The sequence below is a fragment of the Microbispora oryzae genome, assembly GCF_017896165.1.
Taxonomy (GTDB): domain Bacteria; phylum Actinomycetota; class Actinomycetes; order Streptosporangiales; family Streptosporangiaceae; genus Microbispora; species Microbispora oryzae.
Map to the genome: position 1 here is coordinate 175889 of NZ_JAFCNB010000004.1, position 13852 is coordinate 189740.

Here is a 13852-nt window from a genome sequence, read left to right on the forward strand (position 1 = left end):
GCCCGGATCAGGTCGGCTGGATCTCCAGGTCGCGGTTGATCCGCCGCCACGCCTCCAGGCTGATGACGTTGGGGTGGCGCTCGCCGAGCACCACGGCCATCGTGTCCAGAGTCGCCTCCCGCATCTGCTCGGCCTGGGTCGTCCTCCCGGTGGCGTGGAGCGTGATCGCGAGATTGGCCTGGGCGGCGAGCGCGTCGGGATGATCCGGCCCGAGCACCTCGCGGACGCCTTTCAGCGCCTGCCTCTCCAGCGCCTCCGCCTGCTCGTAGCTCTCCACGTCGGCGGCGCAGTTGGCGACGTTCAGCATGCACGACAGCGTGAACGGATGCCGGTCGCCCAGCCTTTCGCGCAGGGCCGACAGCGTCTCCTCGCCGAGCCGCAGGGCCTCCCGCGGCCGGCCCGTGCCCCGCAGGTAGACGGTCAGGTTGTTCGTCACCGCCGACGTCCACGGATGGAGGGCCCCGAACTGCGCCCGGTACTGCCGCAGGACCTCCTCGGCCAGCTCCCGGGCGCCCTCCTTGTCGTCCAGCGCCGACATGCAGCAGGCCAGTTCGACCGCCGCGGCGAGGGTCTCCGGGGAGGTCGGGTAGACCCGCAGGTAGCGGTCGTAGGTCTCCTTCGCGAGGGACATGGCCTCCTGCTGCTCGCCCGCCTTGCGCAGCGCCACGGCCAGGGTCTTCGCCGTGCGGAGGGTGTCGATGTAGTCGTCGGACAGGACCTCGCGGTAGCGGTGCAGCATCTGCCGCAGCAGCTCGACGGCGGCGCCGAAGGCCCCGAGCTCCCGCAGGTCCCTGGCGAGGTTCGTGGCGCTGCCCAGCGTGTACGGATGCGCCTCGCCGAGCACGAGGCGCATACGCGCGAGAGTGTCCTCGTCGAGCTCCCTGGCGGCCTCGCACTCGCCCACCAGCCGGTAGGAGACCGCGAGGTTGTTGGCCGCGCTCAGCGCGCGCTGGTTGTCCTCGCCGTAGAGCTCCTTCCAGCGCTCGTACGTCTCCTTGTCCATCTCCAGGGCCCGGTCGAACTCGCCGAGGGCGCGCAGGTCGGCCGCGAGGCCGCCCGTCGTCATCAGCGTGTGGGGATGGCTGTCGCCGAGGAGCTCGGTCTGCTGGTGCCACACCCACTCGTTCAGCTCCCGCGCCTCCCGGTAGCTGCCCTGCGAGCGCAGGACGTTCCCGATGTTGAAGAGCATGTGCAGCCGCTGCCGCTCGAACTGGCCGAACTTCTCCTCCCAGTAGTCGGCCAGGCGCTGGCCGAGCTGCAGGGCGCCGGTGAACTCGCCGCGCTTCCACAGATACCTGACCCGCTCGGTGAGCAGCTGCCGGGTCTCCTCCTCCACGCACTTCTCCGCGTCGGAGGGCAGCAGGTGCGGCCAGATGAGGTCGTAGGCGGCCCAGTTCTCCGGGTCGTCCACCTCGCCCTGCCGCGGCCGGGCGCCGACGAGCACGTGATGCACCTCATGCGAGATGGTCTCGATCTCGTCGAAGGTCATCTGGCTGCGGATGACGGCCTGGACCAGGCGGTGCACCTGCAGCGTGTTGTTGCCCGGGTCGATCTTGGCGAGCGCGAACCGGCTGATCTCGCGGATCAGCCGGCCGATCATCAGCTTCTCGCCCCGCAGCGAGTCGTCGTACGGCAGGAGCGCGCGCATCATGTCGTCGCTGTAGAGCAGGGTCATCGCGATGGGGTCGGGGGAGAAGAACGCGCAGAGCTGGAGCATGCGCACGGCGGCGGGCGAGCGCTCCCGCAGCCGGTTGAGCGAGATGTTCCAGGTGGCGGCGACGGTGCTGGGATAGCCGGGCGGCGGGTTCTGCGACAGCAGCTCGGCGGCCTGGGTGTCGAGCTGCTCGATGTAGGCCGCCGCGGGCATCCCGGTCTCGCCCAGCCAGGCGGCCGCCTGCTCCACGGCCAGCGGCAGGTAACCCAGCGCCTCGGCGACGCGCAGCGCGTCCTGCGGGTCGAGCCGCGGCACCCGGCGCAGCAGGTGCTCCACGCTCTCCTCCCGGCTGAAGACGTCCACCTCGAGCGGGGCCGCGACGTCGGACCAGGACTTGTTCCTCGACGTGACGAGGACGTGCCCCGGGCCTCCGGGAAGGTAGGGCTTGACCTCCTCCGGCTCGCCGGCGTTGTCGAAGATGAGCAGCCAACGGGAGTACGGCTGGCCGCGCCTGAGCGCCTCGCGCGCCGCCTCGGCCGCCTCGACCACGTTGTCGCCGACCCGGAGCCCCAGCTTGCCCGCCAGCTCGGCGAGCGCCGGGTTGATGAGCTCGGGCTGCTCCGCCGACACCCACCACACCAGGTCGTAGTCGGCCATGAAGCGGTGCGCGTACTCCAGGGCGACCTGCGTCTTGCCGACGCCGCCCAGGCCGTACAGGGCCTGCGGCAGCACCACCGCCTGGCTGCCGCCGACGAGCTGGTCACGCAGGTTCTCCAGCACGACGCCGCGTCCGGTGAACGCGGCGTTCCTGGCCTGGACGTTCCAGACCGGCGGGACGTTGCCGGGGAAGCGCGAGCCGAGCGGCGAGCCGTCCGCGAAGTGCTCGGCGTCGTCCAGGCCGGCCGCCCGGAGAACGGCCTCGGTCGCCTGCTCGGCGGTGAGCCCCATGAGGTCGACCGGCGGGCGGTCGTTGAACGGCGGGAGCAGCCGCGTCTCGGACACGCGTACGGCGATCACGCTCCGGCCGCCGTCGATCGGGTCGGGAAGGGCCGCCCGGTGCCACGGCTGCCGGCTCTGCACGCCGCGGGTGTAGGCGGGCGACAGCACCACGAGGACGTCGGCGCCGTCGCCCGGCTCCTCCTCCGCGCCCAGCGACTGGGGGACGACCCGGCAGCCCGACCGCCGGAGCACCGCGCCGATCCAGTCGGCCCACATGCGGTCCTCAGGGGCGTAGCTCACCACGACGTCCGGGTGGCGCGCCGGTTCGCGGCGGGTGAACGCCTCCAGCCACCGTGAGCGGACGCTCTCCTCCAGTGGGGGGAAGGACGTGACCCGCCCGTCCGTGACGGCGCCCGCCAGCCTCTCGTACGCGGAGAGCAGCGAGGTGGGCGAGCCGGGCGTGTCCCCGAAGGTCGCCAGCGTCTCCTCGAAGGCGTAGAACTTCTTGTACGGGATCTCCACTGACAGCCAGTACCGGGACAGGCCCTCGCCCTCCAGGCCCTTCGGGAAGCCCTCGAAGGCGCTGCGGGCGAACAGCCGGCCCGCGTCGAGCTTGTCCTTCTCGCCGTCGTCGATCCGCATGGGCACCGGGAGGATCCTGATGGCCCGGTCCCCGTAGCGTTCGTCGATGTAGCGGGCGACCCGCGCCGCGCCCTCGATGCTCTGGTCGGCCATGGTGAAGCAGTCGACGAGGACGTCGGGCATGTGGATCGTGCAGATGTCCGCGATGTCGCTCAGCCCGGTGCGGCTGTCGATGAGCGTGTAGTCGTAGCTGGCCTTCATGTCGTCGCGCAGCGCGTCGAGGAACCGGCCGCCGCCGAGGCGGTCGTAGAAGTTGTCCCAGTCGAAGGTGGAGACGAGGGACGAGTAGTCCCGGTTCTGCTGCCCGGCGGAGACGAAGTCGAGCGTGCCCCCGCCGTCGAACTCCCAGGCCAGCGAGACAGCGTGGGGAACCACCCGGGCGTAGTCGCGGTGCCAGTCGCCGGCGCGCTGCATCGGACGCAGCGCGGCCCACACGTAGTTGCTGATGATGTCGATCACCCCCGGCGTGGCGGTGATCACCCCCGAGTCGAGAAAGGGGTGGAAGAACTTGTGCAGCCCGGGCGACTCCAGGTCCCAGTCGACGACCAGCACCCGATGGCCGTTGCTCGCCAGCAGCCAGGCGGTGTTGGCGAGCGCCATCGTCCGCCCCGTTCCTCCCTTGTAGGAGTAGAACGTGACGATCTGACCCTCAGCCCGGGTGCTGGTCATGGCGATCCTCCGGATCCATCAGCCTGGGTTTCCTGCTCGAGGGGCCCGCCGGCGGATAGGCGGGAGCGGTCCTGAAGAACTGGTTGGCCGCCTTGCCGAGGAGATCGGGCAGGACCCGGTGGAAGGCGCTCAGCGAGTCGACGTCGGCGCTCGTCTCCGACGGCCTGCCCGGCAGGCACTGGTCGACCGACCTGCGCAGACGCGCCCGCTCCCGCGCCGTCTGCCCGTCGTCGTCGTTCCACGGCACCACCACGCCCACCCACCTCTTGCCGCCGCGGTCGACCTTCCGCAGCTGCGCCTGGCAGTCGGCGCGGGTGGTGGCCCACGGGTCGACGAGCATCACCGCCGGGCCGAGGGGCGTCTCCGAGGTCAGCTCGTTCGCGTGCTCCTCCAGCGAGCCGATCTCCGCCTGGAAGCCGTGCGCCGCGGCGATGTCGGCCGCGTAGGCGGCCAGCGGCCGGGTGCTGGTCTCGCACCGGTACGGATTCCACCCCTGCGGGGTGTGGCCGTAGTAGTACGGATTCCTCCCCTTGGGCAGGCCCGACAGGGACGGGGCCGCCACGGTCACCTTGAGGGGACGCTGCGGGAGGTAGTCGCGGAACGGGCTGGCGAAGGCCTGATACTCGGGCGTGGGATTCATGACGGAGATCCGGGTGCGGGCCGCGACCTCCACGATCCGGCGGGCCAGCGTCAGGGTCGCCCGCTGGTACTGGCTCCGCATCGAGGACACCTTGATGAGCCCGTAGAACCCCTCGTCCCGGTAGCGCGGCCCCTGGCCCTCGTGCGCGAACTGGATCGACTTGGCGACCTCGGGGAGCTGGTGGGGCGGCAGGGGGATCCACAGGGCCGGCACGATCGCCTCGGGGAGCTGGCCCTCCGGATTGGCGTGGTTGCTGAGCCGGTGCAGGAACGCGGCCCATTCCTTGCCACACTGCTCACTTTCGAAATAGCGCGGGGAATACAGCGGGACGAACACCCGGCAGGTCGCCAGCGCCTCGGACAGGCGTTCCGGCCAGTGGTGCCCGGAGCGAAGCTCGACGTCCATGAACCCGGCCGCCGCGCCCGGCCGCAGATTGGTCAGATTGTTGATGTGCTCGCAGAGGTCCTCGAAGAGCTTCTTGACCCACCGATTGGGGTCGTCCCTCCTGGCCGGGTCGTGCGACGGGATGTGCGCGTAGCTCAGGAAGAAATACGGGGACTGGTCGTTCGGCCCAGGAGCCGGTGGGGGGACCATCCGCCTCCTTTCACCGAACGTTCACCCCGGGAAACGAAACCTAAGTCAAAAAGGCTCCCGAAGCACCCCGTTCGGTCAATGTTTTTCACCTGCGGAGTGAATGCGGCCGGTGGAAAGCCCGGCCACCAGCGGAGAAGGCGTCCGGGCGGATATGCGGCGATCATCCGGGCGTGTTTACGGGCAAAGCGAAACGCGGGGGACGGCTGGCCGGATACGGTGCCGGGGTACGGTGCGCGCCGGGCGGGCCCTTCCAGGCCGGGAAAGCGGGGCCGGGAGCGGGCGGGGATCAGGCCTGCGGATGGGCGGCGGCGTGCTCGCCGGCGGCGCGGGCGGCGGCCTCCAGATCGGCGCCGGGCACCGGCTCCGCCAGCCACCCGGCCATGGTCTGCCGCATGCGCTCGACGAAGCGTTCGCCCAGCGGGGTGAGCGCGCCCGACCCGGCCAGGGTCTCGACGGCCCGCGCCGTCTCCGCGCGCCACCGGGCGAAGTGGCGGTGTCCCGGGTCGGGCACGGCGTGGCGGCGCAGCCGCCAGAAGTCGGTCACCGCCAGGTGCGCGTACGTCCCCTGCAGCAGCCCCTCCAGCGGGCGCGGGTCGTCGCGCCAGGGCGCGTAGAAGAGCCGGCGGTCGGACGGGTCGTACAGGTCGAGCAGGTCGAGGATCGCGCCGAGCTTGACGTGCTGGAACTCGTGCAGGATGAGCAGCGCGAGGGTCGCGGGGTCGCCGGGCAGGGCCGCGGCCACCGCGCCGAAGGCGTCGCGGGCGGTGGAGCTCAGGTCGTCGGGCACCACCCGCGACAGCGGCGTGAGCGTGGTCAGCGCCGTCCGCAGGGCGGGGACGTAGGCCGGGTAGTCGCGCTGGATCAGCCGCCACGCCTCGTCGAACCTGACCTGCCAGAGCGCCGCCTCGTCTTCGTCGAGCCGGGGGGCCGCGGGCCACTCGTGGCAGTCGCGATGCGGGTCGCCGTCCTCAAGCAGGACGGACATGTCGCCGGAGACGAGCCGCCGCGCCGGGTGCCAGACGGTCTCCGCTCCGTCCAGCCGGGGCGGACCGCCGGGTTCGGCCACCAGCACCGGCAGGCTCTCGGGCAGGCCGGAGGCGTCGACCAGGGTGCCGACCGTCGGCAGGTGCGCGGCCCCGCCGACGAGGAGCACGGGCATCTTCACGGGCAGGCCGGCTCGCAGCGCGGCGGCGGCCACCACGTTGCCGAGGTACGCGCGGTCGGCCTCGCCCCGCAGGCAGGCCACGGCCCACGCGCGGACGTAGGGATGGGCCAGGACCGCGTCGAGGGCCTCCCGGTGGCCCGCGTCCAGCCGGGTGAGCAGCTCCGTGGTCCGCGAACCGTCCCGGCCGGCGACCCGCGTCACCAGCATGCGCCGGTAGCTGTCCTGGGACCGGGAGAGGTGGGCGATCTCCGCCGCTCCGCCGTAGCCGCCCGCGAGCGCGTCGAGCACGGACACCGGCATGGCGTGTGTGGTCACGGCGGTCCTCCCCCGGACATGCGTGATGAGTTTGAACAGGTCGGCGCAGTAGACGCTGGGATTGTCGAACCCGTTGCCGGAGCGATGGCGATGCGGGTACAGCCCGCCGCCGCACGCCTCCACGACGGGACACCCGCGGCAGGTGTCGCACAGGCCCTCGATCCCCGTCTGGCGGGCCCGGACGCCCGGGTGGCCGGCGACCTCGTCGAGGGAGTGGGCGAACACGTCGTATCCGGTCGCCGGGGCGTCCTCGTAGGCGACCTTGAGCGAGTCGACCTGCTCGTACGTCCCGTCGGTCTCCACCACGACCAGAGCGCTCGCGTCGAGGCCGATCGCCTCGGTCAGGCTGCTCATCCCGAAGGCCGCCCTGATGAGCGACTCGAAGAGGCGGACGCCCATGGGCCGTCCGTCGGCCTCCCACCGATCGTGGACGGCCGTCAGCCAGTCCGCGTACGCGGTGGGGGACGGGCGCGAGGGCGGGGTGTCCCAGGTGGCGTGGGGGAGGAGGAAGTCGACCCGCGGGGGGCGCAGGGCGAGGAGCGCCTCGTAGACCCGGATGGGGTCGTTGGCCACGTCGACCGTGCAGAGCAGCCCGCCGAACAGAGCGGGCCGGTCGCGGAGCAGGCCGACGGCGCGGACCACCTGGTCGTAGCTGCTCCGCCCGCCGGCGAAGCGGCGGTGCCGGTCGTTGGCCGCGCGGTCGCCGTCGATGGAGACGCCGACCGTGACGCGGTGCCGGGCGAAGACGTCGAGGAAGCGCTCGTCGAGCCGTACGCCGTTCGTGTGGATCCGCAGGTCGAGGTCGCAGCCCTCGGGCATCCCGGCGCGGAGCGCCGCGCAGATCGCGTCGAGGCGCTCCGGGCCGGCGAGCAGGGGCTCGCCGCCGTGGAGGACGACGTTCACGCCGTCGAGCCGGTGGCGGATCGCGTGTTCCCGGATGCGGTCCACCACGGCGCCGACCGTCTCGGGCGACATGACCTTCGGCCGGCGCAGCCAGCTCTGGTCGGCGTGCTCGTACACGTAACAGTGGTCGCAGGCGAGATCACACCGGCTGTGAACCTTCAAGACGAACTGGCGGAACGGTACGACGGGGGAGCTCATACCGCTCCGCCCCCTTCTGATCAGATCGCGGACTGGAACCGGGCCACCGGAACGCCGGAATCCGCCGAGTCACGCATGATCCGCTTGAGTGCGGCCTCAACCTCGTTCTCGTGTTCTCTGACCTCAGAGAGGGACATATCCGTCACATCTTGGACATCAGAGATGATGAGTGACGTGTCGCCAGTAAAAGTAGTCATCCGCCCTTATCCCTTCAAATGCGCTTAACCCCCGAATGCGCAGTCGCAGGTCTTCGGGCCCGCGCGCTAGCGCAAGGATACGGCAGCCCCGGCGCCGACGTCTCCATTTCCCCCACTGGAACAGTCGATCACCTGGGACAACGCGGACCGGCGCCGCCGTGTCACATGGCCGCGGACACCTCAACCGCGGCGCATGTAATTGGTGGAACCGGCCGACCGTAATCCGGGGTATTGGCAAACCACGGTAATGATGCTTTTTAAATTAATTGCTGTCAACACGAGTCGTGGGGCGTCAGTTGTGCGAGGTGCGCCAGAGGGAGTGTTCCCGGGATATGACGTTCTCGGTCTCGTCGACGAATCTGGCCCACTCCTCCTCGGTGGCGGGCCAGCTGGCCCGCGAGACGACGTCGCCCAGCTCCAGCGCGGCGACGGAGTAGCTTCCGGCGAGCTGCCGGTGCTGCCGCGTCTGCATCCAGGCGATGCCCGCCGCGCCCAGAGCGCCGACGATGCCGGGCAGGTCGAGGTTGAGGACCTGCGCCCCGTTGAGCACCGCCGTCACCAGGCCCAGCGCCTCAAGGCCGGCCATGGTCACCGACCACTGCGACGCGCGACGCTCGTTCGCCGAGGCCTTGGCGCGGTACCAGGAGCGCTGGTCGTCGATCCGCCCGGCGATGTACTGCCGTCTTCGCTCGTCCAGCGGCTGGCCCCGCATCCTGCGCATGCCGTCCGTGACCTGGGCGTCGTCGTCCGACAGGGGAATGGGCGCGAAGTTGTGCAGGTCCCGCGCGATCGTGGTGAGCTCCTTCAGCAGGAGCGTGTCTGCGCTGTGCTCGTCGTGGGACCGCCGGGCGAACGGATCGCCCCCGGCGACGTACCGCCAGGTGAGCGACTTCGCCGACTCGGCCGCCGCGCGGGCCTCCGCCCACTGGCGGTCCGGCATGGCGGTCAGCAGGTAGACCTCTATCACGAGCGCGGACGCCAGGGCGGTGGCGGCGACCACGGCCGCGGCGTCGACCTTGGCGATGTCGAGGCTGAACGCGCCGAACGTCGCCGCCAGCACCAGGCAGGTGAGGCGCAGCCCGGTCGTGGCGAGCAGCCGCCGCTGCCCGGTCACCGCGCGGTGGTCGGCCGCGCGGAAGAGGGCGGGGAACTCGTCGTCGGACAGTATCTCCACAAATCGAGGGGAAGGTCGCGTGTGGATCGTGTCAAGGGCGGCCGGTACGGCTGGCACCCTCCGGCCACAGAACCCGGACCTCGATGGCCCGCTGCCGGGCGCCGTCCACGACCTCGGCCGTGCCGCCGCGCCCCTGCGCGGGAGCGCCGTCCCACACCGCGAGCAGCAGGTCGACGTCCACGAGCAGCGCCTCGTTCGCCGCCTCGTACGTGGCGGGGGTCGCCTCCTCGTACGGCAGGCAGACCACGGTCCCCGCCCGGCTGAGCAGGCGGTGGAAGCGCCTGCGGTGGCCCGCCCCGAGGCCGTGGCCGTAGGTGCGCGCCGGCACGATGACCTTGAGTGTGCCGCCCAGCTCGAGCACGCGCTCGGCGAAGATCTGGTCGGCCCCGGGGGCGAGGCAGGAGACGCCGAGGATGTCGGGCGCGTGCCCGCGCAACTGCTCGCTGATGGCCGCGCCGATCAGTGCCGCGGTGGCAGGGGAGAGGTCGCGGTGCCCGGTGACCGCCACGCGCAGCACTCCGTCCACGGGGCACCTCCTCCCTTCCCGTTGTACCCGCCCGCGCGGCTCACGGCACCGCTCAAAAGCCGGTCGGGAGACGCTCAGGCGGCGAGGAGGCGGTCGAGGACGCGGACGCCGAACTCCAGGCCCTCGACGGGAACGCGCTCGTCCACGCCGTGGAACATGCCGAAGTAGTCGAGCTCGGGCGGCAGGAAGAGCGGGGCGAAGCCGTACCCCCTGATGCCGATCTTCGCGAACCACTTGGCGTCGGTCCCGCCCGTCATCACGTACGGCACCGGGACGCCGCCGGGGTCCTCGGCGAGCAGCGCGGCGGTGAGGTCGTCGAACAGTCCCTCGGCCGGCGAGGAGACCCCCTCCTCGAAGTTCACGAACTCCCGGGTGACCTTCGGCCCGAGCAGCCGGTCGACGGTCTCCAGGAACTCGTCCCGCAGACCGGGGAGGAACCGGCCGTCCACGTGCGCCTGCGCCGTCCCCGGGATCACGTTGACCTTGTAGCCGGCGTCGAGCATGGTCGGGTTGGCCGAGTTGCGCAGCACGCCCTTGAACAGCGCGGCCGCCCGCGGGATCCGCTGGATCTCCTCGTCCAGCCGGTCGAGGTCGACGGGCGTGCCGAGGGCCCGCGACAGCGCGTCGATCAGCCGCGCCACCTCGGGGGTCAGCCGAACCGGCCAGCGGTGGTCGGCGAGGCGGGCCACGGCCCGGGCCAGCTCGGCGACCGGGTTGTCCACCGCCGGCTTGGACCCGTGCCCGGCGACGCCCCGGGCGGTGAGCCGCATCCAGGCCGTCCCGCGCTCGCCGACGGCGATGGGGTAGATCCGGGTGCCGCCCTCGTACCAGGAGAAGCCGCCCGACTCGCTGATCGCCTCGGTGCACCCCTCGAACAGGTCGCGGTGCCGCTCGACGGCGTGGCCCGCGCCGTACGCGCCGGTCGCCTCCTCGTCGGCGAGGAACGCGAGCACCAGGTCGCGCCGGGGACGGCGGCCCCGCAGCACCCAGGCCAGCGTCATGGCGAGGGTGCCCTTCATGTCGACGGCGCCCCGCCCGTGGACGCAGCCGTCCTCGACCTCCCCGGAGAACGGGTGGATGCGCCACTCGGCGGGGTCGGCTGGGACCACGTCCAGGTGGCCGTGGACGAGCAGCGCGTCCGGGCTGTCGCCGGGCACGCGGGCGACCACGCTGGTCCGGCCGGGGGCCGACTCGAACACCACGGGGTCGATCCCCGCGTCGGTCAGCAGCCCGGCCACGTACTCCGCGGCCCGGCGCTCGCCGGGGCCGCGGCCGCTGCCGTCGTTGGTGGTGTCGATGCGCAGCAGCCGCGAGCAGATCTCCGCGACGTCGGTCATGTCCCCTCCAGAGCGGGTGGCGGCGCCTCGGGGGGTGGCACGCCGCCGGACGGCTCCACCCTCCTCGGGGTGATCGCCGTGCGTACGCCGACGGCCAGGACGCTCATCAGTCTACGTATCCGGCGCCGGGGTCCCTCCGGCGCCGGGGCGGCCGGCCTCGTCCCGGGTCTGCCCGATCTTCAGTGGGTCACAGGTAGAGGCCGGTCGAGACGGGCGGATCCGGAGGACCGGAGTGACGCCCGTCCCGCAGCGCGAACAGCTCGGCCAGCGTCGCGCCGCCGGGGCTTGCCGCGGCCGGCTCGCCCAGCCACTCGGCCGCCTGCGCCGCGTCGAGCGGCCCGACCTCGATCTGCGCCAGGCAACGTCCGGGCCGGACCACAGCCGGATGCAGCCGGCTTACGTCCTCGTTGGTGGTGATCGCCACGAGTACGTCCCGGCCCTGGCCGAGCAGCCCGTCCGTCAGGTTGAGCAGCCGCGACAGGCCCTGCCCGCTGGACTGTTTGGCCTCCGCGCGGATCAGCTCGTCGCAGTCCTCCAGCACGAGCAGCCGCCAGCGCGGCGTCTCCTCGTCGTCCGGGCCGTCCCAGCCGACCGCCACGTCCATCAGGTAGCCGGGGTCGTTGAACAGCAGCTCGGGGTCGAGCACGCAGTCGACCTGGCACCAGCTCGCCCACTCGCGGGCGATGGTCCGCAGCAGCGTGGTCTTGCCGGTGCCCGGCGGGCCGTGCAGGAGCACCAGACGGCCCGTGACCCCGGCCGCCCGGGTGGCCATCAGCGCGTCCAGCCTGGGGGCGGCAGCCCTGGAGTAGTTCCGCCGGATCAGTTCCCACGCCGTGGTCGTGATCGGCTTCTCCGAACGCTGCGGGCCGCGGCCCGACCGCCACCAGAAGCCCATGGTGACCTGGTCGTCGCCCGGGGTCGTCTCCTCGGCCCCCTTGACGGCCTCGTCCAGGACCGAGCCCGCCAGTTCCTGGCTGACCGCGGTGGTGGTGACCACGGCCGCGCGGTTGGAGTAGCGGACCACCCGCAGCGTCCACCCGTCACCGCCGATCAGCCGGGCCTCCATCCCGTTGACGTGCTGGGCCACGCGCAGGACCCGGCCGCCCGCGGGCGTCATGGTGGCGTCGGCCCGCACCCGGTCGAGGCTGGCGGTGCGGGAGAAGGGCTGCTCGCCGGTCGCGAAGGGCGACAGCGCCATCGCGTCGATCACGTCGGCCGGGCTGTCGGTGTCGTCGAGCCACAGCCGCATCGGGATCGGCTCGGGCGCGCCCGCGCGGGCCGCCACGGGAGCCGTCTCAGCGGGGTTCTCTGACGGGAAAGCGGCCTCCTTCACCTGGAACATGGGACCATGATTCCGACGGTCACGGGGGATGTCGACGCAATTTTCGCCATGTGGGACGGTCATTGCCGTTTGGCGGCACGAATCTCGGTAAAAAGGCGTTGGCGTTCGACCGTTCCCACTACGCTCGGCTGTTCCAGCGTCAGGTTCAACCGGAGAGTCACGGGAGAGTCTCTGTGGCCATCGATCTCGTGTCCCGCGCTGAATGGGGGGCGCGTCCCCCGAAGGGCTCATACTCGTCGCTTGGTTCCACCCGTGGGGTGAAGGTCCACTACACCGGCGGCAGGGTGCCCCCGTCCATCGTCGGCGACCACGACGGATGCGTCTCCATGGTGAAGTCGATCCAGGACTTCCACATGGACGGCAACGGCTGGCTCGACATCGGCTACTCCATGGTCGCCTGCCCGCACCGGAAGGTGTTCGTCGGGCGCGGCCCCGGCCATCTGCCCGCCGCCAACGGCCCCGGTCTCAACTCCGGCCACTACGCGGTGCTCGCGCTCGTCGGCAACGCCGGCCTCGTCCAGCCGACCGACGGCATCCTGAACGCCGTCCTCGACGCGGTCGACTACCTGCGGGCCAAGGGCGGCGCGGGCAAGGAGATCAAGGGTCATCGCGACGGCTACTCCACCGACTGCCCCGGCGATCCCCTCTACTCCTGGGTCAAGAAGGGCGCCCCCAGGCCGGGGACGAGCGGCGGCACCGGGACCGGGACAGGAGGCGGCACCGGGACCGGGAGCGGCACCGCCCAGCCGGCGCCGGCCTGGCCCGGGCGCCTGCTGAGGTATCCGCCCGTGACGAGGGGCGACGACGTCCGCACGTGGCAGCGGCGGATGGCGAAGCTGGGCTACGACATCGACGTCGACGGCGCCTACGGCCCCGCGTCCAAGGCCGTGTGCGTCCGGTTCCAGAAGGACAGGCACCTCGACCCCGACGGCGTGGTCGGCAGGCTCACCTGGAACGCCGCCTTCGCCGCCAAGCCGTAACACCGCCGGGCCGTAACACGTCAAGCCGCAACACCGCCGGGGCCGCGTCAGCCGAACCGGTCGCGGGGCTCCCGGAGGGCGGCGTACAGCACCTGGTCGTGCCACTCGCCCAGGCGCCACTGCGCCCGCCTCAGCACGCCCTCGCGCTGGAACCCGGCCTTCTCCAGGGCCCGCTGCGCCGCGACGTTGCGCACGTCGGTGGTGGCCTGGATCCGCTCGGCGACGGTGTGCGCGAACAGGTAGTCGGCCAGCTCCTTCTTCACCGCCGTCCCGATGCCCCTGCCGCGGAACGCCGGGAACAGGATCACGCCGATGGTCCAGCTCCACGAGGTGGTCTCGGGTCCCCAGAACTGCTTGGACCAGGAGACCCATCCGGCCACCTCTCCGCCGACGTCGACGGCGAGCCCGCCGGAGTCCGGGCCGAGATATCCGTCCAGGGTCACCCTCTCCCGCATCCTGTGGAACGTGCGGAACCCGAACCACTGGAGCTCTCCCAGGCCCTCGCGAGAGGACGCCCCGGCCTCGATGGCGGGAATGTCCCTCTCACGGATCGGCCGGAGCCTCACGGTCTCCATGC

10 protein-coding genes are annotated in these 13852 nt (G+C 71.8%); 1 reads left to right on the forward strand and 9 read right to left on the reverse strand.

The genetic code is table 11. The features are described from left to right. Window positions 1–7 precede the first annotated feature (7 nt). The 8 genes from fxsT to JOL79_RS09560 all read right to left on the reverse strand — a co-directional run bounded on the left by fxsT (window position 8) and on the right by JOL79_RS09560 (window position 12295). Complete coding sequence (fxsT, locus tag JOL79_RS09530; RefSeq protein WP_210155352.1) at window positions 8–3904, reverse strand: FxSxx-COOH system tetratricopeptide repeat protein; 3897 nt, start codon at window positions 3902–3904, stop codon at window positions 8–10. Continuing rightward, complete coding sequence (locus JOL79_RS09535) at window positions 3885–5138, reverse strand: TIR-like protein FxsC (RefSeq protein WP_210155353.1); 1254 nt, start codon at window positions 5136–5138, stop codon at window positions 3885–3887. The genes fxsT and JOL79_RS09535 overlap by 20 nt, the downstream gene beginning before the upstream one ends. A 286-nt stretch (window positions 5139–5424) precedes the next feature. Then, window positions 5425–7719: an FxsB family cyclophane-forming radical SAM/SPASM peptide maturase gene (locus tag JOL79_RS09540; RefSeq protein WP_210155354.1), complete on the reverse strand. Its 2295-nt coding sequence runs from the start codon at window positions 7717–7719 to the stop codon at window positions 5425–5427. A gap of 20 nt (window positions 7720–7739) precedes the next feature. Then, on the reverse strand, window positions 7740–7916 hold the full coding sequence (locus tag JOL79_RS35985) for an FxSxx-COOH-like cyclophane-containing RiPP peptide (protein ID WP_504739987.1): 177 nt from the start codon (window positions 7914–7916) through the stop codon (window positions 7740–7742). Between the two features lie 292 nt (window positions 7917–8208). Then, window positions 8209–9090 (reverse strand): DUF4231 domain-containing protein, encoded by an 882-nt coding sequence (locus JOL79_RS09545; RefSeq protein WP_210155355.1) that lies wholly within the window; start codon window positions 9088–9090, stop codon window positions 8209–8211. Window positions 9091–9121: 31 nt separating this feature from the next. After that, entirely contained in the window at window positions 9122–9616 is a 495-nt protein-coding gene (locus JOL79_RS09550; protein WP_210155356.1) for a hypothetical protein, read from the reverse strand. 74 nt (window positions 9617–9690) lie between these two features. Next, a complete protein-coding gene (locus tag JOL79_RS09555) occupies window positions 9691–10953 on the reverse strand; it encodes a M20/M25/M40 family metallo-hydrolase (protein ID WP_210155357.1) in 1263 nt (420 codons plus the stop codon). 187 nt (window positions 10954–11140) lie between these two features. Beyond that, the gene (locus tag JOL79_RS09560) at window positions 11141–12295 is read right to left on the reverse strand and encodes a DUF5925 domain-containing protein (RefSeq protein WP_269143768.1); all 1155 of its coding nucleotides are present in this window, start codon (window positions 12293–12295) and stop codon (window positions 11141–11143) included. A 257-nt stretch (window positions 12296–12552) separates the two neighbouring features. Here JOL79_RS09560 and JOL79_RS09565 point away from each other — a divergent pair, with 257 nt between their 5' ends. Then, window positions 12553–13275, forward strand: a complete 723-nt coding sequence (locus JOL79_RS09565; RefSeq protein ID WP_307848435.1) for a peptidoglycan recognition protein family protein — start codon at window positions 12553–12555, stop codon at window positions 13273–13275. A 47-nt stretch (window positions 13276–13322) separates the two neighbouring features. Here the strand turns inward: JOL79_RS09565 and JOL79_RS09570 are convergent, their stop codons facing one another. Then, complete coding sequence (locus tag JOL79_RS09570; protein ID WP_210155359.1) at window positions 13323–13850, reverse strand: GNAT family N-acetyltransferase; 528 nt, start codon at window positions 13848–13850, stop codon at window positions 13323–13325. Window positions 13851–13852: the final 2 nt, after the last annotated feature.